Here is a 26,158-nt window from a genome sequence, read left to right as displayed (position 1 = left end):
CGTCGCGAGCGCGCACGCGGCACCGCGGACCCTGGAGCCCGCTGATCACAGACGCATACGAAGTGGAAACGCGCAGATGGAGGAGGGATCACGGTGAGCCGTACGTTCGTCCGGTCCAGGGCGCTGGCCGTCCTGTCGGGTTCGCTGTGGCGCTCGGCGTTCACCGCGACGGCCCCCCGGGCGGCCCGCCCGGGAGCGGACAGCGCGGCGTCCGAAGCCGTTCCCGACCAGTCGGCGGCGCCTTACGGCGGCCTCCGGGCGCCGGACGGCAACGGCCTCGCGCTCGCCGAGGGTTTCACCAGCAGGGTCATCGGCCGGTCCGGCCAACGCGTCGGCGGGGTCGCGTGGCACGCCGCCCCCGACGGCGGCGCCTGCTTCCCCGACGGCGAAGGATGGATCTACGTGTCCAACTCCGCCGTGCCGCTGCTCGGCGGGGTCTCGGCCGTACGGTTCGAACCGGACGGGACGATCGGCGGCGTCTGCCGGATCCTGTCGGGAACCGATCTGAACGGCGCGGGCGCGGCGACGCCGTGGCAGACGTGGCTGTCGGGCGAGAAGACCTCCCACGGGCGGGTCTTCGAGTGCGATCCCTATGGCCAGCGCGCCGCGATGCCGCGCCTGGCCATGGGGCAGTTCCGGCATGCCGGGCTCGCCTGCGACCCCGACCAGGCAGTCGTCTACCTCACCGAGGACGAGCCCGACGGCTGCTTCTACCGCTTCCGCCCCGATGTCTGGGGGGATCTCACCACCGGCACGCTCGAAGTGATGGCCGGGTCGCCGGATTGCGAGTCGGTGACCTGGAAGCGGGTGCCCAACCCTGTGGCGATGTTCGAGCCCGTCCGCGAGCAGGTCGCCGGAGCGAGACGCTTCAACGGCGGCGAGGGCTGTCACTATTCGGCGGGCTTCTGTTACTTCACGACCAGAGGCGACGATCGCATGTGGGCCTACGACGCCGCCGGCGACCGGGTCACCGTCCTCTACGACGGGCGCGCGGAGCCGTACGGGGTGGCGGGCCGCGCCGGCGGCCCTTCGGGGGACACCGGGCGCGACACGGTCGTGAGGCCGGGTGACGCCTACATCGCCGAGGACGAGGGCGTCGCGCAGATCACGGTCATCAGCCCCGGGGGCGTGGCCGAGCCTTTCGTCCGTGTGGCCGGTCACGAGAGTTCATGGATCACCGGGCCGGCGTTCTCACCTGACGGGCGCAGGCTCTACTTCTCGTCCCGGTGGGGCGGCACGGGCCCGGCGGCGGGCGGGGTCACCTACGAGGTGGCCGGCCCCTTCCGCGGCTGACGGCGGGACGCCGGCGCCCGCCGGGCGGACGGAGACGTCGGGCGGAGGGCCCTAAAGGGTGCGGGACCAGATCTCGTCGACGACCGCCTGACCGGACTCCTCGCCCTCGTGCCGCTCGGTGAGCTCGAATCCCGCGCCCGCGTAGATGCGGCGCGCACTCGTCAGGTTCTCCCTGGTCCAGAGCATGATCCGCCGGTAGCCGGTGTGGCGGGCGAACGTGACGCACTCCTCGACGAGCCGGCCGCCGATCCCCATCCCGCGCGCGGACGGCTCCACCAGCAGCAGGCGGAGCTGGGCGGTCTCGTCGTCCTTGCGCATGCAGAACACGCAGCCGGCGGGCCCGCCCTCCACCTCCGCGATCCAACCGGCCTCGCGCCGCGGGTCGTGGCCGTCCACATAGTCGGCGAGGATCCGGGCGACGAGGGCCTCGAAGCCCATGCCCCACGCGTACTCCTGGGCGTAGAGGACGCCGTGCCGGTGCACCACCCAGCCGAGGTCTCCCGGCCGCAGAGGCCTGATGACGTAATGCCCCCGCGGCTCCTGCCGGTCGAGCAGGCCGCGGATCGCCGTCATGTGCGAGACGAGTTTGCGGCGCTCCTCCGGGGTGAGCGCGGCGAGCATGGTCCGCACCTCGGCCGACGAACGGTCGTCGAGCAGGCCGTATGCCCGGGCGCCTGCGTCCGTGAGCCGCGCGATCTGGCGGCGGCCGTCCTCGGCCGACCGCTCTCGGGCGATCAGCCCGTCGGCCTCGAATCTCGTGAGGATCCTGCTGAGATAGCCGGGGTCGAGATCGAGCAGGTTGCGAAGGGCGGCGACCTCGGCCGCCTCCCTGGTGCCCAGTTCGAAGAGCACTCTGGCCTCGGTCAGGGAGTAGTCGGTGTCCAGGAGGCCCGCCTGGAGCACCCCGATGACCTCCGTGTAGAAGCGGTTGAAGGCCCTGACCTCGGACACCATGTCCATTGCTCACCTCAACGAACTAATTGACTCAGTCAAACATAACTGAACTCAAGACGTAGGTGAAGTGCGCAGGGGAGTGGGAGACTGTGAATCCGAAAGCCGCCGATCCCGGTCGGCCAATGGCGTTCACCTGGGCGTGCCCTGCGCCGTCGCGGCCGGTTCCGTCGCGTAGCCTCACTGATGGTCTAGACCATTGTTGGCCACTGGGGCAGAATGCGTTCCGGCGACGCGGTGACGTTCACACCAGTCTGGCCGCCCATCACATATGCGCGTAACTCATGTGGAGGATCCCGTCATGCGTATCGGAGTGCTCACCGGAGGCGGCGACTGCCCCGGGCTCAACGCCGTGATCCGAGCCGTCGTCCGCAAGGGCGTGGGCGTTTACGGGCACGAGTTCGTCGGCTTCAGGGACGGCTGGCGCGGCCCGCTCGAGGGCGAGACCATGCCGCTGGACATCCAGGCCGTACGGGGCATCCTCCCGCGCGGCGGCACCATCCTCGGCTCCTCCCGCACCAACCCCATCAAGATCGAGGGTGGCGTGGCGCGGATCAAGGAGAACCTGGTCACATACGGCGTCGACGCGTTGATCGCCATCGGCGGCGAGGACACCCTGGGTGTGGCCAAGCAGCTCTACGACCGGGACGTGAAGGTCGTCGGCGTGCCCAAGACGATCGACAACGACCTCAACGCGACCGACTACACGTTCGGCTTCGACACCGCGGTCAACATCGCCATGGAGGCCATCGACCGGCTTCACACCACGGCGGAGTCCCACCACCGCGCGCTCATCTGCGAGGTCATGGGCCGACACGCGGGCTGGATCGCGCTGCACGCCGGCATGGCGGCCGGGGCCAACGTCATCCTGATCCCGGAGAAGCCGTTCGACATCGACAAGGTCTGCGCCTACGTCGAGTCGCGGTTCAAGACCCGCTACGCGCCGATCATCGTCGTCGCCGAGGGCGCCCACCCGATCGAGGGCCAGATGGCCCTGCAGGCCGGCGAGCTCGACGCCTTCGGCCACGTACGGCTCGGCGGGATCGGCGAGCTGCTCGCCCAGGAGATCGAGAAGCGCACGGGCAAGGAGGCCCGCACGACCGTGCTCGGCCACATCCAGCGGGGCGGCACCCCGACGGCCTACGACCGCGTGCTGGCCACCCGGTTCGGCCTCGGCGCGATCGACGCCGTCCACGAGGGCGACTTCGGCAAGATGGTCGGCCTCCAGGGCACGGACATCGTCCGGGTGCGCCTCGACGAGGCCACGGCCGAGCTGAAGACCGTGCCCGCCTCCCGTTACGAGGAGGCCGAGGTCTTCTTCGGCTGACCGAGCCGATCCTCTCCGCACGGGCCCGCCCGGACACGACGTCCGCGCGGGCCCTTCCGTCGTACGGCGCGGCTGCACGGCGGCGGGCTTGTGACGGCTCGCCGCGCACTTTCGTGTGCGTGATTAGGGCATTCATCCTCCGCGAGGTCCGGAGCGGTGGCCGGGCGATAACGTTCAGGCGTCATCGTGCTTCTCCGTTTCGGCCGGAGTGACCGCCTATTCGCCTTATGGGCGAATTGGATATGTCGTGTGGCGCGCGCGGCGCGTCCGGGATATATCGCTGGGAGAAACGGAAATCGGCGACGACCGCCGGGCCGTACTGAAATGCCGTGCGACGTGGCGGGGAGGAACATTTGGGGATCGAAGGGCCGTTCTGGCGGGCGATCGCGGTCTTCCGGGTGGCCTCCCTCGTGTACGCGGCCGTCCTGTTGATCCAGGCCGGCGGTTACGGCCATCCCGTCGCCGGATGGCTCGTGATCGGGGTCATGGCCGCCTGGACCGTCTTCACGGCCGCTGCCTATCCCTCCGCCCGGGCGGCGTGGCCGCTGCTCCTCGCCGACCTGGCCGTCACCGCAGGGTGCCTGTTGTCCACTCCGCTCGTGCAGGACCCGGCCGACGCGTCCGACGTGGCGATGCCGATCACCGCGACGTGGGTCGCCGGTCCCGCGCTGGCCTGGGGCGTCGCCAGGGGCCGCCGGGCCGGCGCGGTCTCCGCCGCGATCCTGTCGGCCGGCGACCTGTGGTTGCGCGGGTCGCAGGGCATCAACTTCGTCTCCATCCCGGTGAACGGCGCGGTGCTGCTCTTCCTCGCCGGGGTCGTCGTCGGCCATGTCGCCCAGCTCGCGAGAGAGGCGGAGGAGCTCATGCGGCGCGCCGTCCAGCTCGAGGCCGCGGGCCGGGAGCGCGAGCGGCTGGCCCGCGGGATCCACGACTCCGTGCTCCAGGTCCTCGCACTCGTGCAGAGGAGGGGAGCCGAGATCGGCGGAGAAGCGGCGGAACTCGGCAGGCTGGCCGGGGAACAGGAGTCCGCCCTGCGGGCTCTCGTCCAGGCTCCGGCGCCAGCCGGCGATCCCGCCGAAGACGGCCTTCCGGATCAGGGCGGACCTCGGCGGCGGTCTCTCCGGGCGCCGGATCAGGGCGGACCCCGGCGGCGGCCTCTGCGGGTTCCGGACGAGGAGGGTCCCGCCGACCGGGTCGACCTGCGCGACCTCCTCCGGCCGTACGGCAGCGCGCGGGTGACCGTCTCCGCCCCCGCGACCGCGCTGTTCCTGCCCGCGGGGGCGGCGCACGAGGTCGGCGCGGCCGTCGGCGCGGCGCTCGACAACGTCTCGCGGCACTGCGCCGAGGGCACACGGGCGTGGGTGCTCGCGGAGCAGGACGGAGAGACGGTGACGGTGTCCGTACGTGACGAGGGGCCCGGCATTCCCGACGGGCGTCTGGAGCAGGCCGCGGCCGACGGCCGGATGGGCGTCGCCAGGTCCATCCGGGGCCGTATCGCGGACCTCGGCGGAACGGTGGCGATCACCTCCTCGCGCACGGGCACCGAGATCGAGCTGTCGGTCCCCGCAGACGCCGGCCGCCGGAGGCGTGTATGAATGTCCGAGATCCCGAGGAGGTGCGGACGGCCATGCGGGTCATGGTGGTGGACGATCATCCGATGTGGCGGGACGCCGTCTCCCGGGACCTGACCGAGGCCGGCTACGAGGTGGTGGCCAGCACGGGGGAGGGGAAGCAGGCGCTCCGCGTCGCGGCGGCCGTACGGCCCGACGTGGTGGTGCTGGACCTTCAGCTGCCGGATCTGCCCGGAGTTGAGGTCGCCAGGGGGCTCGGCGCCTCCGAGAACCCGCCCCGCGTCCTTGTGCTGTCGGCGAGCGCCGAGCCGGAGGGCGTACTCGAAGCGGTAAAGGCCGGCGCATCCGGATATCTCGTGAAATCGGCGAGCAAGGAGGACTTCCTGGACGCGGTCCGGCGGACCGCGGAGGGCGACGCGGTCTTCACGCCGGGACTGGCCGGCCTGGTGCTGGGGGAGTACCGGCGGCTCGCCGCGCGGCCCGCGGCCCCGGCGGGTCCGGTGCTGACCGAACGGGAGACCGAGGTTCTGCGGCTGGTGGCCAAGGGCCTGTCGTACAGGCAGATCGCGGCCAGGCTCGTGCTGTCCCACCGTACGGTGCAGAATCATGTGCAGAACACGCTCAGCAAACTCCAGCTCCACAACCGGGTCGAGTTGGTGCGGTACGCCATCGAGAAGGGCCTGACGGAACGGGACTGACACCCGCGGGCGCGGACGAGCCCCTGCTGTACGGCACTACAGTGGGGAAGTTCCCGCTGGGCCGGCGCGTTGTCGCCCGTGGCATGAAATGTCCGTCCGGAGGTTTCCACCTATGTCGATGACCACACTCGGAGAGCCCTGCGTCCTGCTCAAGTTAGGCGAAGTCGTCCTCAAGGGCAGGAACCGCGAGCTGTTCGAGATGCGGCTGCGGGCGAACATCAAGGCCGCGCTCAAGGACTTCCCGGTGGAGATCCGTCAGCGGCACGGCGTCATCGCGCTCTTCCTTCCCGAAGGGACCGGCGTGGAGGTGGCCGAGGCGGTCGCCAAGCGGGTCTCCGAGGTGCCCGGGCTGGTGCTGATCCACCTCGCGTGGCGGGTCGCCAAGGACCCCGAGGTCGTCACGAAGGCGGCCATCGAACTCGTCAAGGACACCGACGAGGTGGCACGCAAGGCGCACTTCGCCGTACGTTCGCGGCGGCGGGACAAGCGGTTCCCGTTGCGCTCCAACGAACTGGACCGCCTCGTCGGGGGCGCGATCAACGACACCTACGGCCTGCCGGTGAGCCTGAAGAAGCCCGAGCTGACCGTGCACATCGAGGTCGACAGGGACGAGGTGTTCCTGTTCACCGGCGGCATCCCCGGCCAGGGCGGCCTGCCGGTCGGCTCCAGCGGCCGCGGCCTGGTGCTCATGTCGGGCGGCATCGACTCCCCGGTCGCCGCGTACCGCATGATGCGCCGCGGGCTCCGGGTGGACTTCCTGCACTTCTCCGGCATTCCGTTCACGACGTCGGAGTCGATCTACAAGGCGTACGCGCTGGTCAGGAACCTCGACAAGTTCCAGGGCAAGTCCCGCCTGTGGGTCGTGCCGTTCGGCAAGGCCCAGCAGTCGATCAGGGCGTCGGGCCAGGACAGGCTCGCCATGATCGCCCAGCGGCGGCTGATGCTGAAGACGGCCGAGGAGGTCGCCCACCGCATCCACGCCGAGGCGCTCGTCACCGGCGACTCGCTCGGCCAGGTCTCCTCCCAGACGCTGACGAACATCACCGCCCAGGACAACGCCGTCGACCTGCCGATCCTCCGGCCGCTGATCGGGCTGGACAAGACCGAGATCATCGCGGAGGCCCGGCGGATCGGCACCCTGGAGATCTCCGAGCTTCCCGACGAGGACTGCTGCACGCTGCTGGCTCCCCGTTCCGCCGAGACCCGGGCCAAGATCGAGGACCTGAAGCTGATCGAGAAGCGGCTGGACGCCGAGGACCTGGCATCCCAGCTGGCCGACTCCATCCGCCCCTACCGCCTGGACGCCGACACCTGATCGCCCCACCCCTGTGGGCCCCTTGCGGTGATCAAGCCCACGCTCACCCCCCTCGCCGTGATCATGCACACGCTCACCCCCCTCGCCGTGATCATGCACAGGCTCGGGGATGCGCCGGCTGAGCTGCGCACATGCAGGTGGTGATCATGCACAGGTTCGGCGAAAGGCGCCCTGACCGCCCCCGCCTCTCGCCGTGATCATGCACGGATTCGGCGAGAGGCGAGCCGACCAGCGCGTACGCGTCGCGTGATCATGCACGGATTCTCTCGCGGCATGCCTGGCCTGGGGATCGTCCGTACGTGATCATGCGCGTACGCGCAGGCTTCCCTGTCGGCAGGCCGCCGTGAAGGCGGAGCGCCGCGGTCGGCCGGGTGTCATCGCGGGTCCGTACGGCTGGCCCCGCCGACGGCATGCGCGCCCCAGGCCGCGCATGCCGTACGGGCACTGTGGTGCATGATCACGAAACGTATCGACGCAGGTCGGATGGCTTGATCGCGAATCTGTGCATGATCACGCGACGCATGTGCGCTGCTCAGCCCGCCTCCCACCGAATCTGTGCATGATCACGCCGAGGGGTGGGGGGCGGGTTGGGTGAGGGTTCGGGACATGAGCTTGGGGAACTCCTGCATGATCATGGCGAGCTCGTCCAGGTCGCCGTTCACCAGAGCCTGCGGCCCGTCGCACAGAGCCTGCTCGGGATGCGGGTGGACGTCGATGATCACTCCGTCCGCCCCTACGGCGATGGCCGCCCGGGTGAGGGGCAGCACGAGGTCCCGCCGGCCGCCCGAGTGAGACGGGTCGATGATGACCGGCAGGTGCGACATCCGCTGCACCACCGGCACCGCCGAGATGTCCAGCGTGTTGCGGGTCGCCGTCTCGTAGGTCCGGATGCCCCGCTCGCACAGAACGATGTCGAGATTGCCGCGCTGCGCGATGTACTCGGCCGCCATCAGCCATTCCTCGATCGTGGCCGTCATGCCGCGCTTGAGCATCACCGGCTTTCCGGCGGCGCCCACGGCCTGGAGCAGCGCGAAGTTCTGGGCGTTCCTGGTCCCCACCTGCAGCATGTCCGCGTATGAGGCGACCAGCGCCACGTCGTGGGCGTCGACCACCTCGGTGACGATCGGCAGGCCGGTCTGCTCGCGCACGTCGGCGAGGATGCGCAGGCCCTTCTCCCCGAGCCCCTGGAAGGCGTACGGCGAGGTCCGCGGCTTGAACGCCCCGCCGCGCAGCAGGGTCGCGCCCGCGGCCTTCGCCATCTCGGCGGCCTCGAGGGTCTGTTCCGGGGTCTCCACCGCGCACGGGCCGGCGATGAGGGTGACGGTGTCCGGGCCGATCGGGACCCCGCGCACGGTCACCGTGGACCGGTCGGGATGGTTCTCCCTGCTGACGAGTTTGTACGGCGTGGAGACGCGCACCACGTCGGCCACGCCGGCCAGCCCCCGGAGGTTCAGCGCGGCGAACTGTTCCACGTCGCCGATCAACCCGATGATCGTGCGGCTCACCCCGCGGCTGACGAAGGCCTCGCCCCCGGCGGAGGCGACGACGGCGACGACCGACTCGATGTCGTCCTGTGTGGCCCCGGGGGCCATGACGATGACCATGTGACGCTCCTATCGGCTGACTACATGCGACTTGGCTGACTACGTGCGACGGAGACCCGGTGGGCCCCGGTGGAACCCGTGAAAACGCAGAAGGCCCCGGATCCTTTCGGACCCGGGGCCTTCGTTCGCCTTGGCTGTCAGCGCAGCACGTGGAGGCGATCGGTCCTCACGGGTCCGTCGCCATACCAAAACGAGAAACTGCGCATGTCCCGCAATATATCCCATAGATGGAAGCCCGTGTCCCCAGGCCATGGGGCCGTGGCGAGTGATCTACCCCTAGGTGACAGTATTGGTGCGTGCCGGAGATGTCTGAGGAGGAGAACCGCCTGCCCCCTGGGCAGCACATCGCACGAGGACGTCCCGTCATCCACTACGGCAGAGTGCCGACGTTCCGCCCGCAGACGTGGCGTTTCCAGGTGTTCGGGGCGACGGAGACCGGCCGGGTCCACGAGTTCACCTGGGACCAGTTCTCGGCTCTGCCCAGGACCTCGGTGATCGCCGACTTCCACTGCGTGACCAAGTTCTCGATCATGGGTTACGAGTGGGAGGGCGTCTCCGCCGCCGAGCTTCTCGAGCAGGCCCCTCCCGCGCCGGACGTCCGCCACGTGATGATCTGGGCCGAGTACGGCTACAGCGCCAACGTCCGCATGGACGACTTCGCACGGGACACGACGCTGTTCGCCATCGAGCTCGAGGGCAAGCAGCTTCCGCCGGAACGGGGATTCCCCCTCCGAGCCGTGGTTCCCCACCTCTATGCGTGGAAAAGCGTGAAATGGGCGCGCGGGATCGAGTACCTGACCGAGGACAGGCGCGGTTTCTGGGAGGAACGCGGCTATCACAACCTCGGCGACCCCTGGACGGAGCAGCGCTACTCATATCAGGAGGAGCCGGGCGACGGCCCTCTCTGAGGCCCTCGAGCCGTTACGGTGACCGGCGTGTCTGTTGTCGCCTGGCTCGGGCTGTGCGCCGTCACCGGAGCGCTCGGGTTCGCCCTCGCGCGCGGGAGACCGTGCCGCGGCGAGCTCGCGGGGGAGCCGACCTACCTCGCCCTCCACATCGCCGGCCTGGCCGCGCCCTCGCTCCGCGGCGGCCTGAACGGGAACTCCGCCCGCAAGGCCGTACGGCACCTGCGCACGTTGCTGGGGACCTCCGCGCTGGCCATCACGTCGGCGGAGCAGGTGCTCGCGCGTGACGGGGACGGCGTGCCGGACGACGAGCGGGTGCTCACCGAGGTCCGGGTCGTCATGATGGGCGGCCGTCCGCACGTGGTCGCGGGCGAGCCCAGCGCCGTGCTCGTGCCGCTGACGGTCGAGGGACGGATGATCGGCACGCTTGCGGTCTACGACGCCGAGGTCAGCGCCGTCCTGGTGCGCACGGCGACGGAGGTCGGCCGATGGGTCTCCGGGCAGCTGGAGCTGGCCGAGCTGGACACCTCGCGCAGGCGCATGCTGGAGGCCGAGATGCGCGCGCTGCGGGCGCAGATCTCGCCCCACTTCGTCTACAACTCGCTGACGACGATCGCCTCGTTCGTCCGCACCGATCCGGAACGGGCCCGCGAACTGCTGCTGGACTTCGCCGACTTCACCCGATACGCCCTGCGCAGGGTGCGCGACTTCACGACGCTGGCCGACGAGCTGAGCTGCGTGGACCGCTACCTCCTACTGGAGCGCGCGAGGTTCGGCGACCGCATGCGCTTCACCGTCCAGGTGGCCCCTGAGGTACTGCGGGTGCCCGTGCCGTTCCTCTGCCTGCAGCCTCTGGTCGAGAACGCCATCAAGCACGGCATGCCCGGCGAGGTCCGCGTGGTGATCAAGGACGCGGGGCCCGAGGCGCACATCCTGGTCGAGGACGACGGGATCGGGATGGAACCCGAGCACGTCAGAGCCGTCCTCGGGGAGGACGCTACGGCGGGGATCGGGCTGAGCAACGTCGACCTGCGCATGCGGCACATCTACGGCCACGATTACGGCCTGGTGGTCGACTCGGCTCCCGGCGAGGGCACACGAATCCGCCTGAGAGTGCCCAAATGCCACTCCGCCCACAACTTGTCGTAGTCGCGATATCACGGATTGTCGACGGACGGCTTGCGCGGAGGGCGGGCCACGGGGCACGGTGTGGCCATGCTGCGCGTTCTCGCTGTCGACGACGAGGTCCCCGCCCTTTCCGAGCTCGCCTATCTCCTGCGGCAGGATGCCCGCGTGGAGCATGTCGCCATGGCGTCCGACGGGGGCGCCGCGCTCCAGGACATGGTCCAGATGATCGCCGCGGGGGAGCGTCTCGACGGGGTCTTCCTCGACGTGCGCATGCCCGGCCTCGACGGGCTGGACCTCGCCCGGCTGATCGGCGGCTTCCCCTCCCCGCCGCGCCTCATCTTCGTCAGCGCCCATGACTGCGCCGTCCAGGCGTTCGAGCTGGAGGCCGTCGACTACCTGCTGAAGCCGGTACGCCCCGAGCGGCTGGCGGAGGCCGTACGGCGCCTGTGGGCCGCCGTGGCCCCCTCGACGGGCGAGGAGGCCACCGACGTCATCCCGGTCGAGCTGGGCGGGCGGACGAAGTTCCTGGCGCAGCAGGACGTGTCCCACGCCGAGGCGCACGGCGACTACGTGCGCCTGCACACGGCCGACTCGACCTACCTGGTCCGGATGTCCCTGGCGGCGCTCGAACGCCGCTGGGGCGGTTCCGGTTTCATCCGGGCCCATCGCAGCACGCTGGTGAACGCCAGGCACGTCAGCGAGTTGCGCTTCGACGCCGGCCGTGTGGTCCTCCAGGTCGGTTCCAAGGTGCTCCCGGTGAGCAGGCGGCACACGCGGCAGGTCCGCGAGCAGTTGGTCCGTCAGTACAGGACCGGGCCGGTGCCCGCCGGCGACATCCGATGAGCCGTGCGACGGCCGCCCCGAAGGCGTCGGGGAGGCGATGTGCATCAGGAGCGACCGTTCGTCGCTTCAGGGACCCCGCTCATCGCGATTCGGCTCACCGCATGGCGCGAACTAGAGACCGCTCGTCCGAAGGCCCATCCGCCTGTGTGATTACGGCTCGTAGTCTTTCCCGCGTCGCAAGACACGCGGGGTAGTCATCGAAGTGAGCAGGTTGTCACCTTGGGGCTACCGGGCGGGCCCTACCGGGGGGGAGGGCCCGGCTCCGCGTGACGGGGGCCCGCGGGAGCGGTCCGGCCATACGGGGGCGCCGGATCGCAGCGGGACACGGCGTCCGGGGGCGTCGTGATCACGGGGGAAACGGCGCTCAGGGGCGCCGTACCAGAGGAAACGCGGCGTCCGGGGGCACCGCGATCACTGGGTGGCGGTCCTGGGGCGCCGTCACCGGAGGTGGCGGTCCGGGGGGACGCCATCAGGCGAAGGCGGCTTTCGGGGGGCGCCGCCATCGCGGGGGCGGTGGTCCGGGGGGACACCGCGAGAAGAAGGGCGGCGGGACGGCGTCTGGGGGCGCCGTCCCGAAACGCACAGAGCGGTCGGACAGGCGCCGAACGGTCGAACCAGGCGCCGAAGCCCAAGGCGGTCAGACGCTGCAAACCCCAGGGCCGACGCTCCGGAGCCCGCTACGGTCACACGCCCAGAGCCCGGCTGGAAGTTCCGGAGCCAGGGACGGTCAGACGCTCCGGAGCTTCTTGAGCACCTCGATGTCCTCCCGGTGCTTCTCGCCCTTGCCCGGCGTCTCGATGCAGAGCGAGATCCCGGCGGCGACCGGATGACGCATGAGATCGGCGAAGGCCTGCGCGCCGATGTGCCCGGCGCCAATGTTCTCGTGCCGGTCCTTCTTCGAGCCGCACACGTCCTTGGAGTCGTTGGCGTGGATCAGCCGGAGGCGGCCCGGGGCGATCTCGTTCAGCGCGTCGAGGGTGGCCCCCACCCCGTCGGGGGCGGCGAGGTCGTGACCGGCCGCGAACGCGTGGCAGGTGTCCAGGCAGACGCCCACCTTGGGGTGATGATCGAGGGCCTCCAGGTAGGGGCCGAGATCCTGCACGGTGGCGCAGAGCATCTGGCCCTGCCCGGCCATGGGCTCGAGCAGCAGGTCGGGGCCGTCCTCGTCGATCTCGTCGAGCAGGGGCAGCAGGTGCTCGCGCACCTGGCGCAGGGCGTCCTCGCGTGACTGGCTGACGGCCGAGCCCGTGTGGACGACCACGCCGCGTGCCCCGACCTGCGCCGCGCGGCGCAGCGTGTGGCGAGTCACCGCGACCGAGTTCTCCAGGGTCGCCGGAGTGGGCGAGCCGAAGTTGATCAGGTAGTTGGCGTGGACGAAGGTCTGCACGCCCGAGGCGGCCAGCTTCTCGTCCTCGGCCGGATTGCCCACGCTGAGCGCCCAGCCCCGCGGGTTGGTGACGAAGACCTGGATCATCTCCGCACCGATCTCGGCGGCGTATTTCAGCCCACCGGTCGCCAGGCCCCCCGTGACGAACACGTGCCCGCCGATGAGATTCGTTGAAGTCATGATGCGTCCAGCGTAATGTCGGCCCCTTTGTGGCCGCTCCCTTTGTGTCAACGTACAAACCGGCGAGGGTGCGGGGACGGGCACTTGGGAGTTCCCGCTGCTGGACCTGGTACGCACAGGGTTGTCTACTTGCTGCCATGCGTGAAATCAGCCGGCAGGACCTGCGTTCCTGCTGCGCGTCCACGGCCTGGGTGTCGGCGGTCGCGCGGCGGGGGCCGTACCGGGACCTCGCCGGCCTCGTCGACGCGGGGGAGGCGGCGATCGCCGACCTCACCTGGCCCGACGTCGAGGAGGCGCTCGCGGCGCACCCCCGGATCGGCGAGCGGCCGTCAGGGGACGGCAGGGAGGCCGCGTGGTCGCGCAGCGAGCAGTCGGGGACCACGGCGGCCGACCGGGAGGTTCTCGACGCCATCCGGGAGGGCAACGCCGCCTACGAGGAGCGGTTCGGGCACGTCTACCTGGTCTGCGCGACCGGCCGCAGCGCCGGCGAGATGCTGGTCTTCCTGCGCGAACGGCTGGCGGGCGACGAGGAGTCCGAACGGAAGATCGTCCGTGAGGAGCTGAACGCGATCGTGAAGCTGAGGCTGGCGAAGCTGTGGGAGGGCCGATGAGCCTGTCCACCCACGTGCTCGACACCGTCACGGGACGGCCCGCCCCCGGCCTGTTCGTACGGCTGTCGCGCCGCGCGCCGCACGGGTTCGTGCCAGTCGCGGAGGGACGGACCGACGGCGACGGCCGGATCCGCGAGTGGTCCCCCCTGGGCCGCGAGTGGGCCGCCGACGGCGATCCCCGTCCCGGGACCTACCGGCTCGTGTTCGACACCGCCGCCTACCTCGGGCAGGACGCCTTCTTCCCCGAGGTCAGCATCGTCTTCACCATCCGCGACGCCGGTGAACACCATCATGTTCCGCTGCTGCTCAGCCCGTTCGCCTACTCGACCTACCGGGGGAGCTAGCGTGATCATCTTGGGGCCCAACAGGTACGGCAAGGCCGAGACGAGGGTGGTGCGGGTCACCAGGCACGGCGACGCCCACCACATCAAGGACCTCAACGTCAGCACCTCGCTGTCTGGAGACATGGCCGAGGTGCATCTCAGCGGGGACAACTCGGCGGTGCTGGCCACCGACACGCAGAAGAACACGGTCCACGCGTTCGCCAAGAAGCACGGCGTGGGCGCGATCGAGGACTTCGCCCTGCTCCTGGCCCGGCATTTCGTCGACTCCCAGCCGACCGTGCACCACGCGCGGGTCGCGGTGGAGGAGTACGCCTGGGAGCGCAACGGCGACTTCGGGCACTCCTTCGCCCGGTCGGGGAGGGAGACCCGCACCTGCGTGGCCCACTACGACGGCTTCCAGGCGTGGGTCGTCTCGGGGCTCACCGGCCTGGTCGTGCTCAACACGACGAACTCGGAGTTCTGGGGTTACATCAAGGACGAGTACACGACCCTGCCGGAGACCCGCGACCGCATCCTCGCCACGGCCGTGAACGCCTCGTGGCGGCATGCCGCCACGGACGGCGCGGCCTTCGACAAGTCGTATGAGAACGCCCGCCAGGCGCTGCTGTCGGCCTTCGGCGGCACCTACAGCCTGTCCCTGCAGCAGACCCTGTACGCCATGGGGTCACGCGTGCTGAACGACTGCCCCGAGATCTGCGAGGTACGGCTCTCGCTGCCCAACAGGCACCACTTCCTCGTCGACCTGTCGCCGTTCGGCCTGGACAACGACGACGAGGTGTACTTCGCCGCCGACCGGCCGTACGGACTGATCGAGGGCGCGGTCGTGCGTGACGACGCCCCCGGCGCCGGACCGGCCTGGGAGTAGCACCATGGACTTCCTGCGCCCTCTCACCTGGGAACAGGCCCTGGCCTACAAGGCCGAGCGGCCGGAGGCGACGCCGATTCAGGGCGGCACCGACGTGATGGTGGAGATCAACCTCGACAAGGGCCGGCCCGCCGCCCTCATCGACCTGAACCCCGTGGCCGAGCTGACCCTGTGGTCGACGGCGGGGCCGGAGATCCGCGTGGGGTCCGGGGTGACCTACACCCGGCTGATCGCCGAGCTGGGCGCGCTCCTGCCCGGGCTCGCCCAGGCGTCGCGGACCGTCGGCTCGCCGCAGATCCGCAACAGGGGCACCGTCGCGGGCAACCTCGGCGCCGCCTCGCCGGCGGGGGACGCGCACCCGCCGCTCCTGGCGTCCGGCGCGATCGTGGAGGCGGAGTCGGTGCGCGGCACGCGGATGATCCCGATCGCCGAGTTCTACACCGGCGTGAAACGCCACGCGCTGGAGCCGGACGAGTTGATCCGCGCGGTGCGGATCCCCGCGGCGACCGGCCCGCAGTACTTCTCCAAGATCGGCACCAGGAACGCCATGGTGATCGCGGTCTGCTCCTTCGCCGTCGCCCTGCACCCCGGGGAGCGGCGCGTGGGGACCGGCATCGGATCCGCGGCCCCCACCCCCAGGCACGCCGCCGAGGCGGAGGAGTTCGTCGCCGCCGAACTCGACTGGGAGGGGCGCTCGCCGCTGGACCCCGGCGTCGCCAGGAGGTTCGGCGAGCTCGTCGCCGGAGCGGCCGCGCCCATCGACGACGTGCGCGGGCGGGCGGACTACCGGCTGCATTCGCTCGCCGTGATGGCTCGCCGCACGCTGGGGTGGGCATGGAACGACTACGCGGGGAGGGGGACTGCATGAGGGTGAACATCAGTGTCAACGGCGAGACGATGGCCGCCGACGACGTCTGGGAAGGCGAGAGCCTGCTCTACGTCCTCAGGGAGCGGCTCGGCCTCCCGGGGGCCAAGAACGCCTGCGAGCAGGGTGAGTGCGGTTCGTGCACGGTCTACCTGGACGGGACCCCGGTCTGCGCCTGCCTGGTCGCGGCCGGCCAGGCCGAGGGCAGGGACGTGATCACGGTGGAGGGGCTTGCCTCGGGCGGCGAGCTGGACGAGGTCCAGCGGTCGTTCGTTGAGGCGGGAGCCGTACAGTGCGGGTTCTGCACTCCCGGGCTGATCGTTCAGGCGCATTCGCTGATCGAGAGCACGCCCGGGGTCCCCGAGGACGCCGATATCCGCGAAGCCCTGGCGGGCAATCTCTGCCGGTGCACGGGATACGAGAAGATCCTCGACGCCGTCCGTCTGGCCGCCACCCGCAAACACCAGCCGTGATCACTCCAAGCGTGATCATGCGCGCTCGCGAGCCCCTTGTGTGTGATCATGCACAGCCTCGGCGATCACCCCTCCCGCCTGCCCGTCCTCCGGGCGTGATCATGCGCTCTTTCGCTGCCGCCCACTCTGACCTGCGAGTTTCCTGTGCGTGATCATGCAATGAGGCACGTCGTCATCGAGAACGCCCACATCGTCCCGATCGTCGGCCCGGAGATCCCCTCCGGTCACATCGTGGTCGAGGGCGACCGGATCACCGCCGTCGGCCCGGGCGAGGCGCCGGCCGTACCCGACGGCGCGCGGCGCGTCGACGGATCCGGCTGCCTGGCGACCCCCGGGTTCGTCAACACCCATCACCACCTCTACCAGTGGGCCTCACAGGGCGTCACGCCCGACGGGACGCTGTTCGAATGGCTGGTCGCCAGCTACCGGCTGTGGGGCCGGATGGACGCCGAGGTGGTGTCGGGGGCGGCGACGGCGGGGCTGGCCTGGCTGGCCAGGTCGGGCTGCACGACGTCGACCGACCACCATTACGTCTTCCCCAAGGGCCGCGGCGACCTCTTCGACGCGGAGATCGAGGCCGCCCGGCAGGTGGGCGTGCGGTTCCATCCATGCCGCGGCTCGATGGACCGCGGGCAGTCCCAGGGCGGGCTGCCGCCGGACGACCTGGTCGAGCAGGCGGACGAGGTGCTCCAGGCCACCGAGGACGCCATCCGCAAATACCATGATCCGTCGTTCGGCTCGATGCTCCGCGTCGCCGTCGCGCCCTGCTCGCCGTTCTCGGTGACCGGCGACCTGATGCTCAGGTCCGCAGAGCTCGCCCGTTCGTACGGCGTGCGCCTGCACACCCATATCGCGGAGACCTCGGACGAGGACGATCACTGCCGTGAGCAGTTCGGCATGCTCCCGGTCGAGTACCTCGAGCAGCTCAACTGGCTCGGCCCCGACGTCTGGCTCGCCCACTGCGTCCATCTGACCGACGCCGACATCCGCCGCTTCGCCCTGACCGGCACGGGCACCGCCCACTGCCCCTCGTCCAACGGGAGGCTGGGCGCGGGCATCGCCAGGATCTCCGATCTGCTCCGCGAGGGCGCCCCCGTCGGCCTCGGCGTCGACGGCGCCGCCTCCAGCGAGATGACCCCGCTCGCCGGGGAGGTGCGGATGGCGATGCTCATGCAGCGCGCCCGGTACGGCCCGCGTGCCCTGACCGCCCGTCAGGCGCTCGAGCTGGCGACCATGGGCGGGGCCAGATGCCTCGGACGCGAGAAGGAGATCGGCTCCCTGGAGGTGGGCAAGCTGGCCGACATCGCGTTGTGGAGGCTCGGCGGCTACCACGCGGCGATCGACGACCCCGTCGTGGCGTTCGCGTTCGGCCGGACGCCGCCCCTGGCCAGGCTCCTGGTGGGCGGCCGGACGGTGGTCGAGGACGGCGAGCTGCGCACGGTCTCCGACGCCGAGGCCGCGGAGGCGGGAGCCCGTGCCCACCGCCGGCTGCTGGCGGCGGCCGAGTGAGCCCCGACGCAAGGAACGTGGTCGAGCCGTACGACCTGGTCGTCCGGTCGCGCCGGGCGGTCACCCCCGAAGGTGAGCGCCCGCTGTCCGTCGCCGTGCGAGCGGGCAGGATCGAGGCGCTGTGCCCCCACGATGAGCCGCCGCCCGCGCGGGACACCGTCGACCTCGGCGACCTCGCGTTGCTGCCGGGCCTGGTGGACACGCACGTCCACGTGAACGAGCCGGGGCGCACACACTGGGAGGGCTTCGCCTCGGCCACCCGGGCGGCCGCCGCCGGCGGCGTGACGACGATCATCGACATGCCGCTCAACTCGCTGCCGCCCACGGTCGACGTGGCCGCGCTGGAGGTCAAGCGGAAGGCCGCCAGGGGCCGGTGCCACGTCGACGTCGGCTTCTGGGGCGGGGCCGTGCCCGGCAACGTGGGGGACCTTCAGCCGCTCCATGAGGCCGGGGTCTTCGGCGTCAAGTGTTTCCTGTCGCCGTCGGGCGTCGACGAGTTCCCCGCGCTCGACCGCGACGGCCTGCGTGAGGTCCTCGCCGAGCTCGCGACGTTCGACGGGCTGCTCATCGTGCATGCCGAGGACCCCGCCTCGCTCACCGAACCCACCGGCCCGACATATCAGGACTTCTTGCGATCGCGAACTCCCGACGCCGAGCGGAGGGCCGTCGAGCAGGTGATCGAGCTCGCCGCGGAGACGGGAGCGCGGGCCCACATCGTGCACGTCTCGGCCGCCGCCTGCATCGAACCGCTGCGCCGGGCACAGCGCGCCGGCGTCCGGATCACCGCGGAGACGTGCCCCCACTACCTCTGCCTGACCGCCGAGGAGGTCACCGGACCGGCGTTCAAGTGCTGCCCGCCCGTTAGGGAGGCCGCCAACCGCGACGCCCTCTGGCAGGCCCTCGCCGACGGCGTGCTGATGGGGATCGTCTCCGACCATTCCCCGTCGACACCCGATCTCAAAGTGCCCGATTTCTCCGCCGCGTGGGGCGGGATCTCCTCGCTCCAGCTCGGCCTGCCCGTCGTGTGGACCGCCGCGCTCGCACGCGGGTACGGCCTGCCCGACGTCGTCAGGTGGATGGCCCAGGGAACGGCGGCGCTGGCCGGCCTGCCGCACAAGGGGGGGCTGCGACCCGGCGCGGACGCCGACCTGGTGGCGTTCGACCCGGAGGCCGAGTTCACGGTCGACGTGGCGGCGCTGCACCACCGCAACCCGGTCTCGCCCTATCACGGCAGGACGCTGACGGGCGTGGTGCGGACCACCTGGTCACGCGGCGTGCCGGTCGACCATGTCACGCCGAACGGGCGGTTCCTGACCCCAGGAGAATGAGATGACGGACTTCACCCGTTTGCCAGACCTTGCTCTCCGGACGTACGGCGGGGCCGTCGTCGCCGCCAACGACGAGTCGTTCGCGGAGCGGGAGGCGCTCATCAGACCGGGCCCGCCGGCGTTCCAGCCGCACACGTTCGGCCCGAAGGGCCAGCTCTACGACGGCTGGGAGACCAGGCGGCGCAGGGAGCCGGGCCACGACTGGGCGATCGTGCGGCTCGGTCTCCCCGGTGTGATCAGGGGGATCGTGATCGACACCGCCTGGTTCAAGGGCAACTACCCGCCGCACGCGTCGGTCGAAGCGTGCGCCGCCGACGGCCGGCCCTCGCCGGGAGAACTCGCCGAGCGGACGGACTGGGTGGAGATCGTGCCGGCGAGCGCGCTCAAGGGCGACGCCGCCCACCTGTTCGAGGTCGCAGACCCGCGCCGATTCACCCATGTGCGGTTGAACATCTTCCCCGACGGAGGCGTGGCCAGACTGCGTGTGCACGGGGAGGTCGCGCCCGACCCCGCGTTCCTCACGGGGCTCACCGTCGACCTCGCCGCCCTGGAGAACGGGGGACTGGTGATCGCCTGCTCCGACGAGTTCTACTCCTCGCCGAACAACGTCATCGCGCCCGGGTTGCCCAGGAACCAGGCGGAGGGATGGGAGACAGCCCGGCGCAGGGACGGCGGCAACGACTGGCTGATCGTGGCCCTCGCGGGCGCGGGCACCGTGGCGGTGGCCGAACTCGACACGGCGAACCTCGTGTTCAACGCGCCGGGGTGGGCCTCGGTCAGCGGGATCGACGCGGAGCGGGCGGCGCTCGACGACGCACAGGCGTGGTTTCCGCTGCTTGCCAGGACGCCGCTCCAGCCGGACACCCGGCATCGCTTCCGCCTCGACAGCGAGCGGAGGATGACGCACGCCCGGCTCGACATCTACCCTGACGGCGGCCTCGGACGGCTGCGCCTGCTCGGCTCGCTCATCCCCTGACCCGCGTCCCGGATGCGCTCGCTCGTCCCCTGACCTGGCCGCGATCCGGCCGGGTGGTGCTCACCCGGAACCGGATCGCCGGACGGTCGTCGTCAGTGCCAGATCATGATCGTGGTGCCGGCCGGTTGCTGGCCGAGAGGCTGCTGGCTCACCACGCGCTGGGTGCCGACGAGGTTGCGGGTCTTGACCTTGAAACCCGCCGCCTTCAGCTCGGCCTGCGCGTCCGACACGGCCTTGAACCGGACGTCGGGCACCTGGACCAGGTTGGCCTGGTCGCCCTGGTTCTCCCACGGCCAGTGCCAGCCCTGGTCGGGGCCGCGTGAGACGGTCAGGCGGACGTTCGCTCCTGCGACGGTCTCCGAGCCGCCCGCGGGGTCCTGGGCGATGACCGTCCCCGGCGGGGTGTCGTCGGTGGTCTCGTCGATCTGGACGTTGAAGCCCTTCTCGCGGAGGAACGGCTCGGCCTGGTCACGCATCATCTGCGTGACGTCCGGCATGAGCAGCCCCGCGCTGATCACGATGTTGACGCTCGAGTTCTTCCGTACGCGCTTGCCCACCTCGGGGCTCGTCTTGACGATGAGGCCACGCGCCACGGTGTCGCTCGCGGCCTTGCTCACGCGTCCGACGCTGAGCCCGGCCTTTCCGATCGCATCGCGGGCGTCCGCCTCACTGAGACCCTGGACCTTGGGCACCGTCACGGTCTCAGGACCGGCCGAGGGGACGAGCGTGATCAGCGCGCCCTTGGCCACCTCGGTGCCGACCTCGGGGTCGGAGTCGAGGACCATGTCCTTGCTCACGTGCTCGTCGAAGCGCGCCTGGCCGATCTTCACGACGAAGCCCTGCTGCTCGGCCGTCTGCTTGGCGACCGTGATGTTCTGGTTGAGCAGGTCGGGCACCTTCGTGTAGCGCCCCTGCGAGAACCACCAGCCGGTCAGCGCGACGCCCGCGACCATCAGCAGGGCGAGCCCGGCGACGAACCAGGTCGACCGCCTCTTCATGACGCCGCGGGGGCGGCCGTCCTGCGGCGTGGTCAGCAGGTCGGCCCGCGGCTGGACCATCGTGCGGTTGGCCGGCTTCGGGGTGTGGGCCCCGACGGCCAGCATCTGCCCCGTGCTGTACGGCTCGGCGGGGGAGCCCAGCGGGGTGGCGGCGGCGGGAGCGGCGTGCTGGCCGTTCTTGGCGGGCGTCTTGGGCAGCGTGCGGTGCAACTCGACGGCGGCGACCAGCATCGCCGTGGCGTCGGTCGGGCGGTTGGCGGGGTCGCGCGCGGTGGCCGCCGCGATCAGGGTGTCGAGCGAGGGCGGGACGTCGCCGACGACGCTGGAGGGCGCGGGGACGCTGTCGTGGACGTGCCGGTAGGCGACCGACATCGGAATGTCGCCCTCGTACGGCTGACGCCCGGTCAGCAGTTCGAACAGCATGATGCCGACGGAGTAGACGTCGCTGCGGGAGTCCGCGACCCCGGAGGTGACCTGCTCCGGCGACATGTAGCCGATCGTGCCGATCATCATGCCGGTCTTGGTCTGGTTGGTCGCCTCGACGGCGCGGGCGAGGCCGAAGTCCACGACCTTCACACGGCCGTCGTCGGTGAGCAGGACGTTCTCCGGCTTGACGTCCCTGTGGATGAGCCCGGCCTGGTGGGCGGCGCCGAGCGCGGCCAGCACGGGGATGACGATCTCCAGCGCCTCGCGGGCGGGCAGGCGGCCCCGGCTGCGCAGGACGTCGCGCAGCGTGCGGCCGGGCACGTACTCCATCGAGAGATACACGTGCTTGCCGTCGGTGCCCTGGTCGAAGACCTGGACGATGTTGGGATGGGAGAGGCTGGCCACGGACCTGGCCTCTCCGATGAACCTCCGCACGAACTGCGGGTCCTCGGCGAGCGTGTGGTGCATCACCTTGACGGCGACCGTGCGATCGAGCCGGACGTCCAGAGCCAGGTAAACGGAGGCCATGCCGCCCCGGGCGATCCGGGACTCGACGCGGTAGCGCCCGTCGAGCACATGCCCGACGATCGGGTCCGTTAGCGTCGTGTCCACGCGCCTGAGTTTAAGGGTGATTTGCAACCCGCCGGGCTCGGGAATCCCAAACTGAGACCTTTTCCGCCGTCAATTCGACGCTAAGTGAAGGGTCACTCTCTGCGATAACCGGCATTTACCACGGCATTGACCCGCGGTTAGTGGGCCGGGCCCCCGCCCGCCCGGCTCAGGCCGTCCGGGCGGGGCGAGCCGGCCGCCCGGCTCAGACCGGCAGGGAGGGTGAGGAGGCCTCCGCGTACCGCCGCATCGGGATGCGGCCCGCCGCCCGGGCCGCCCGCCCGGCCGTGACGGCGTGGCGCATCGCGGCGGCCATCAGGCCGGGCCGCTGCGCCCTCGTCACGGCGCTCGCGAGCAGCACGGCGTCACAGCCGAGCTCCATCGCCAGCGCGGCGTCGCTCGCGGTGCCGATGCCCGCGTCGAGGATCACCGGGACGCCGGCGGACTCCACGATCAGCTCGATGTTGTGGGGGTTGCGGATGCCGAGCCCCGAGCCGATCGGGGCGCCGAGCGGCATCACCGCCGCGCACCCCGCCTGCTCGAGCCGACGTGCCAGCGCCGGGTCGTCGCCGATGTAGGGGAGCACGACGAACCCGTCCGCGACCAGCCGCTCCGCCGCGTCGAAGGTCTCGATGGGGTCGGGCAGCAGGGTCCGCTCGTCGGAGATGACCTCGAGCTTGACCCAGTTCGTCTCCAGGGCCTCCCTGGCCAGCCGCGCGGTGAGGACGGCCTCCCCGGCGGTGAAGCATCCCGCCGTGTTGGGCAGCACCTTGATGCCCTTGCGCCGCAGCACGTCGAGCACCGACCCCCGCGCCGCCGGGTCGAGCCGGCGCATCGCCACCGTGGTGATCTCGGTGCCGGACTCCTCCAGCGCCTGCTCCAGGACGTCGAGCGAGGGGGCGCCCCCGGTTCCCATGATCAGCCGCGAGGTGAACTTCTCCCCGCCCAGCGCCAGCACGTCGTCCACGCCGGTGTCCATGCCCGTGTCCATGCCCGTGTCCACTTCCACGCCGTTCACGCTCATCCTCCCTGAACCGCCGTGAGCACCTCGACCAGGTCGCTCTCCGACAGCCGGGTCGACTCCCACGCGCTCCTGCTCACCACCTCGCCGTTCACCGCCACCGCGACGCCGGACGTCATCGAGGTGAGGGCCCGTACGGCCTCGCCCACGGTCGCCTCGCCTGGCAGCTCCACGGCGCCGCCGTTGATCGTCACCTTCATCGGCCGAATCTCCCTGGATCGCACGACTGCACCGCCTCCGGGACCCGCTCCCCGGTGAGGAACGCCGCGACGGCGTCGGCGGTGACGGGGGCGAGCAGGACGCCCGCCCGGTGATGCCCGGTCGCGACCAGCAGGTCCGGCGGCCGCGGGCCCCGCTCCAGTCGCTCCGGTACGGCAGGCCGCGACGCTCCGTGCACGCCCTCTGCCGGTTCCGGTGTCGCGGCCGGTCCGCCGCCCGGTTCCGGTGTCGCGGGCCCGTCCGGCCGGACCCCCGTCAGCGGGCCGATGAGCGGCAGGTTGTCGGGGGTTCCCGGGCGGAATCCCACGGTCGTCTCGGACAGTTCGAGCTCCGTCACGCCCGGGACGAGCTCACGGGCGTCGCGGAGCAGTTCGTAGACCCCGCCCGCGGTGACCCGCCCGTCGAAGCCCATCTCCTCCATCGTCGCGCCGACCGTGATCTCTCCGTCGCCGCGGGGGACGAGGTACGCCGGGGCGCCGTGAACCAGCCCCCGCACGCAGCGCGTGAGGAAGCCCTCGGGGCCGCGCAGCCGCAGGATCTGGCCCTTGACCGGGCGGACCGGCAGCCCGGGCACGAACGACGGCGACCACGGGCCCGCGGCGACGACGACGCTCGTGGCGCCGACGATCCGCCCGGACGCCAGCCGTACGCCGACGACCCGGTCGCCGGCGAAGGCGAGACCGTCCGCGTGTTCCGCGACGACAGTGCCCCCGGCCTTGGCGAGCGCGGTCAGCAGCGCGGAGACCACCCGGCGCGGGTTGACCCACGCGTCGTCCCGGGCGAGCAGTCCGCCCCGGACCGATGGCGAGAGCATCGGCTCGAGGGCGCGGCACTGCCGTCCGGTCAGGCGCTCGACCCGGAGGCCGAGGGACTCCTCGAACGACGCGAGGGCGTCCAGGTAGGCCATGTCGTCGGCGCCGTAGGCGACGTCGAGTGTTCCGTCGGTCCGGTAGTCGAGGTCCTCGCCGCTCTCACCCTCGAGGTCGGCCCGGAACGCCGGCCACATGGCGAGGGACGCCAGACCGAGGCGCAGCAGCGGCTCCTCGGTGTAGGTCACCTCGCTGACGGGCGCGAGCATTCCGGCGGAGGCGTGGGTCGCGCCGCTTCCCGGGCCCGGGTCGACGACGACGACGGACAGCCCCCGCCGTGCCGTGCGCCAGGCGACGGACAGGCCGGCCACGCCGCCGCCGATCACGGCGACGTCATGATCAGGGAAACCGCCGTGGGAGCCTTCCAGCAGGGTGGAGGGACCGGAGCCGGCGGCGGTTCTCGGCAGATCGGGCACTGCGCTCCCTTCGCCGGCATTACCCGGATCAGGTTCATTGCGGTCGAGAGCCTCACGCTCTCCTCTCAGCCCGGCCTGCCGGGCTCCCGCGCGTCTTACGTCCCTAGCCTAGCCCTGATCGGGAGGGATGCGCACAAGGCAGTCATTACGCACTGTGCGCAGTAGTTAGTCAATTCGTTATCCACTCTCCATTGGCGGGTCCCCGTGTCGGCAATCTATGGTCAGGTCGTGGATCACGTCGTGGTTGTGGGTGCCGGGCTGGCCGGCGTGCGAAGTGTCGAGGCGCTGCGCGCCCACGGGTTCGCGGGCCGGATCACGCTGATCGGCGAGGAACCGCACCGCCCCTACGACCGGCCGCCGCTGTCCAAGGCGGTGCTGCTCGGCCAGACCGACTCCACGGTCGTCGACTCCGATCTCGAGGCCCTCGACGTGCGGCTGCGCCTGGGCGTCGCCGCCAAGGGCCTGCGCGACGGCGTGGTGGAGACCACCGAGGGCGAGCTCGACTACGACGGCCTCGTCATCGCGACCGGCGCCTCGCCCATACGACTGCGGGGCGAGGGAAGCCAGCACGTGCTGCGCACCATCGACGACGCACTTGCCCTGCGCGCGCGGCTCGTCCCCGGCGCCAGGATCGTGGTGATCGGCGCGGGCTGGATCGGCGCCGAGGTCGCGACCGCCGCCGCCAAGGCCGGCTGCGAGGTCATCGTGATCGAGGCGGCCGAGGCGCCGCTGGCGGCCGCCCTCGGCGCCGCCGCCGGTGGTCACACCGCCCCCTGGTACGAGCGGGCCGGCGTCGACCTGCGGCTGGACACGATGGTCGGCAGCGTGGACCTGGGCGGCGTGACACTGATGTCGGGCGGCAGGATCGACGCGGACGTGATCTTGACCTGCGTGGGCGTGCGTCCCGCAGTCGACTGGTTGAAAGGCTCCGCCGTGACCGTCGAGGACGGCGTGGTCGTCGACGAGCACCTGCGGACGTCGCTCGCCGACGTGGTCGCCGTCGGCGACTGCGCCAACTGGTGGTCGCGCAGGTTCGGGCGCCGGATGCGGGTCGAGCACTGGGACACCGCTCTGGGCGCCCCCGACACCGCGGCCGCGACGCTGCTCGGCGAGGTCGCGGTCTACGACCCGGTTCCGTACTTCTGGTCGGAGCAGTTCGGCCACATGGTGCAGTTCGCCGGGCACAGGGGGGTCGCCACGCACATGGTGCTGCGAGGAGACCCGCGCGCGGACGAGAAGTGGGCGGTGTGCTGGCTCACCGGGGAGGACAGGCTCACGGCGATCCTCACCGTCGACCGGCCGCGCGACCTCGTGCAGGGCCGTCGCGTCGTGGAGGGAGGGCAGCGTCTCGACGTGGCCCGCCTCGTGGATCCCGCCGTTACCCTCCGCGACTGTATTATGGCGTAATCGAGGTGTTTCCTGGAAGG

At 71.0% G+C, this 26,158-nt stretch carries 24 protein-coding genes and 1 riboswitch; of the genes, 17 read left to right on the top strand and 7 right to left on the bottom strand.

Features of this window, described 5'->3' with window-relative positions; genetic code table 11:
* Positions 1–93: 93 nt before the first annotated feature.
* On the top strand, positions 94–1,293 hold the full coding sequence (locus Pka01_RS01305; protein WP_239114622.1) for an alkaline phosphatase PhoX: 1,200 nt from the start codon (positions 94–96) through the stop codon (positions 1,291–1,293).
* Positions 1,294–1,344: 51 nt separating this feature from the next.
* Here the strand turns inward: Pka01_RS01305 and Pka01_RS01300 are convergent, their stop codons facing one another.
* Positions 1,345–2,253, bottom strand: coding sequence for a bifunctional helix-turn-helix transcriptional regulator/GNAT family N-acetyltransferase (locus Pka01_RS01300; RefSeq protein ID WP_203880639.1), 909 nt, complete (start codon positions 2,251–2,253; stop codon positions 1,345–1,347).
* Between the two features lie 292 nt (positions 2,254–2,545).
* Here Pka01_RS01300 and Pka01_RS01295 point away from each other — a divergent pair, with 292 nt between their 5' ends.
* From Pka01_RS01295 to thiI, 4 genes are all read left to right on the top strand, one after another.
* Positions 2,546–3,571, top strand: a complete 1,026-nt coding sequence (locus Pka01_RS01295) for a 6-phosphofructokinase (protein ID WP_203880638.1) — start codon at positions 2,546–2,548, stop codon at positions 3,569–3,571.
* A gap of 353 nt (positions 3,572–3,924) precedes the next feature.
* On the top strand, positions 3,925–5,166 hold the full coding sequence (gene macS / locus Pka01_RS01290; RefSeq protein WP_203880637.1) for a MacS family sensor histidine kinase: 1,242 nt from the start codon (positions 3,925–3,927) through the stop codon (positions 5,164–5,166).
* Positions 5,163–5,840: a response regulator gene (locus tag Pka01_RS01285; protein ID WP_203880636.1), complete on the top strand. Its 678-nt coding sequence runs from the start codon at positions 5,163–5,165 to the stop codon at positions 5,838–5,840. Before macS ends, Pka01_RS01285 begins: the two co-directional genes overlap by 4 nt.
* Positions 5,841–5,952: 112 nt before the next feature.
* On the top strand, positions 5,953–7,155 hold the full coding sequence (gene thiI, locus Pka01_RS01280) for a tRNA uracil 4-sulfurtransferase ThiI (protein WP_203880635.1): 1,203 nt from the start codon (positions 5,953–5,955) through the stop codon (positions 7,153–7,155).
* Between the two features lie 563 nt (positions 7,156–7,718).
* Here the strand turns inward: thiI and aroF are convergent.
* A complete protein-coding gene (gene aroF, locus Pka01_RS01275; protein WP_203880634.1) occupies positions 7,719–8,759 on the bottom strand; it encodes a 3-deoxy-7-phosphoheptulonate synthase in 1,041 nt (346 codons plus the stop codon).
* Between the two features lie 305 nt (positions 8,760–9,064).
* On the opposite strand from aroF, the gene Pka01_RS01270 reads away from it, so the two are divergent.
* The 3 genes from Pka01_RS01270 to Pka01_RS01260 all read left to right on the top strand — a co-directional run bounded on the left by Pka01_RS01270 (position 9,065) and on the right by Pka01_RS01260 (position 11,635).
* Positions 9,065–9,667, top strand: a complete 603-nt coding sequence (locus tag Pka01_RS01270; protein WP_203880930.1) for a sulfite oxidase-like oxidoreductase — start codon at positions 9,065–9,067, stop codon at positions 9,665–9,667.
* Between the two features lie 27 nt (positions 9,668–9,694).
* The gene (locus Pka01_RS01265) at positions 9,695–10,813 is read left to right on the top strand and encodes a sensor histidine kinase (protein WP_203880633.1); all 1,119 of its coding nucleotides are present in this window, start codon (positions 9,695–9,697) and stop codon (positions 10,811–10,813) included.
* Between the two features lie 66 nt (positions 10,814–10,879).
* The gene (locus Pka01_RS01260; protein ID WP_203880632.1) at positions 10,880–11,635 is read left to right on the top strand and encodes a LytR/AlgR family response regulator transcription factor; all 756 of its coding nucleotides are present in this window, start codon (positions 10,880–10,882) and stop codon (positions 11,633–11,635) included.
* A 727-nt stretch (positions 11,636–12,362) separates the two neighbouring features.
* Here Pka01_RS01260 and Pka01_RS01255 read toward each other — a convergent pair.
* Entirely contained in the window at positions 12,363–13,202 is an 840-nt protein-coding gene (locus Pka01_RS01255) for a deoxyribonuclease IV (protein WP_203880631.1), read from the bottom strand.
* A 137-nt stretch (positions 13,203–13,339) separates the two neighbouring features.
* Here Pka01_RS01255 and uraD point away from each other — a divergent pair, with 137 nt between their 5' ends.
* From uraD to alc, 8 genes are all read left to right on the top strand, one after another.
* Positions 13,340–13,813, top strand: coding sequence for a 2-oxo-4-hydroxy-4-carboxy-5-ureidoimidazoline decarboxylase (uraD, locus tag Pka01_RS01250; protein ID WP_203880630.1), 474 nt, complete (start codon positions 13,340–13,342; stop codon positions 13,811–13,813).
* Positions 13,810–14,157, top strand: a complete 348-nt coding sequence (gene uraH, locus Pka01_RS01245) for a hydroxyisourate hydrolase (protein WP_203880629.1) — start codon at positions 13,810–13,812, stop codon at positions 14,155–14,157. The genes uraD and uraH overlap by 4 nt, the downstream gene beginning before the upstream one ends.
* Positions 14,105–15,022: a factor-independent urate hydroxylase gene (pucL, locus tag Pka01_RS01240; RefSeq protein ID WP_203880929.1), complete on the top strand. Its 918-nt coding sequence runs from the start codon at positions 14,105–14,107 to the stop codon at positions 15,020–15,022. The genes uraH and pucL overlap by 53 nt, the downstream gene beginning before the upstream one ends.
* A 4-nt stretch (positions 15,023–15,026) precedes the next feature.
* Complete coding sequence (locus Pka01_RS01235; RefSeq protein ID WP_203880628.1) at positions 15,027–15,890, top strand: FAD binding domain-containing protein; 864 nt, start codon at positions 15,027–15,029, stop codon at positions 15,888–15,890.
* Positions 15,887–16,360, top strand: a complete 474-nt coding sequence (locus tag Pka01_RS01230; RefSeq protein ID WP_203880627.1) for a (2Fe-2S)-binding protein — start codon at positions 15,887–15,889, stop codon at positions 16,358–16,360. Before Pka01_RS01235 ends, Pka01_RS01230 begins: the two co-directional genes overlap by 4 nt.
* Before the next feature lie 159 nt (positions 16,361–16,519).
* Complete coding sequence (locus Pka01_RS01225; protein WP_203880626.1) at positions 16,520–17,869, top strand: 8-oxoguanine deaminase; 1,350 nt, start codon at positions 16,520–16,522, stop codon at positions 17,867–17,869.
* The gene (gene allB / locus Pka01_RS01220) at positions 17,866–19,197 is read left to right on the top strand and encodes an allantoinase AllB (RefSeq protein ID WP_239114620.1); all 1,332 of its coding nucleotides are present in this window, start codon (positions 17,866–17,868) and stop codon (positions 19,195–19,197) included. The genes Pka01_RS01225 and allB overlap by 4 nt, the downstream gene beginning before the upstream one ends.
* Position 19,198: 1 nt before the next feature.
* The gene (gene alc / locus Pka01_RS01215; protein WP_203880625.1) at positions 19,199–20,173 is read left to right on the top strand and encodes an allantoicase; all 975 of its coding nucleotides are present in this window, start codon (positions 19,199–19,201) and stop codon (positions 20,171–20,173) included.
* 92 nt (positions 20,174–20,265) lie between these two features.
* On the opposite strand, the gene pknB is transcribed toward alc, so the two are convergent.
* The 4 genes from pknB to thiO form a co-directional block, all read right to left on the bottom strand.
* On the bottom strand, positions 20,266–22,209 hold the full coding sequence (pknB, locus tag Pka01_RS01210) for a Stk1 family PASTA domain-containing Ser/Thr kinase (protein ID WP_203880624.1): 1,944 nt from the start codon (positions 22,207–22,209) through the stop codon (positions 20,266–20,268).
* A gap of 202 nt (positions 22,210–22,411) precedes the next feature.
* The gene (locus Pka01_RS01205; RefSeq protein ID WP_275414417.1) at positions 22,412–23,197 is read right to left on the bottom strand and encodes a thiazole synthase; all 786 of its coding nucleotides are present in this window, start codon (positions 23,195–23,197) and stop codon (positions 22,412–22,414) included.
* A 29-nt stretch (positions 23,198–23,226) separates the two neighbouring features.
* Complete coding sequence (thiS, locus tag Pka01_RS01200) at positions 23,227–23,427, bottom strand: sulfur carrier protein ThiS (protein ID WP_203880623.1); 201 nt, start codon at positions 23,425–23,427, stop codon at positions 23,227–23,229.
* Positions 23,424–24,683: a glycine oxidase ThiO gene (gene thiO / locus Pka01_RS01195; protein WP_203880926.1), complete on the bottom strand. Its 1,260-nt coding sequence runs from the start codon at positions 24,681–24,683 to the stop codon at positions 23,424–23,426. The genes thiS and thiO overlap by 4 nt, the downstream gene beginning before the upstream one ends.
* Positions 24,684–24,719: 36 nt before the next feature.
* Positions 24,720–24,831, bottom strand: a riboswitch (TPP riboswitch).
* Between the two features lie 128 nt (positions 24,832–24,959).
* Between thiO and Pka01_RS01190 the strand changes: the two genes are divergently transcribed.
* Entirely contained in the window at positions 24,960–26,138 is a 1,179-nt protein-coding gene (locus tag Pka01_RS01190) for an NAD(P)/FAD-dependent oxidoreductase (RefSeq protein WP_203880622.1), read from the top strand.
* Positions 26,139–26,158 lie beyond the last annotated feature (20 nt).

This window comes from Planotetraspora kaengkrachanensis (assembly GCF_016862895.1).
Taxonomy (GTDB): Bacteria; Actinomycetota; Actinomycetes; order Streptosporangiales; family Streptosporangiaceae; genus Planotetraspora; species Planotetraspora kaengkrachanensis.
The sequence above is the reverse complement of the archived record's forward strand: the minus strand, read 5'-3'. Positions and strand labels throughout refer to the sequence as shown.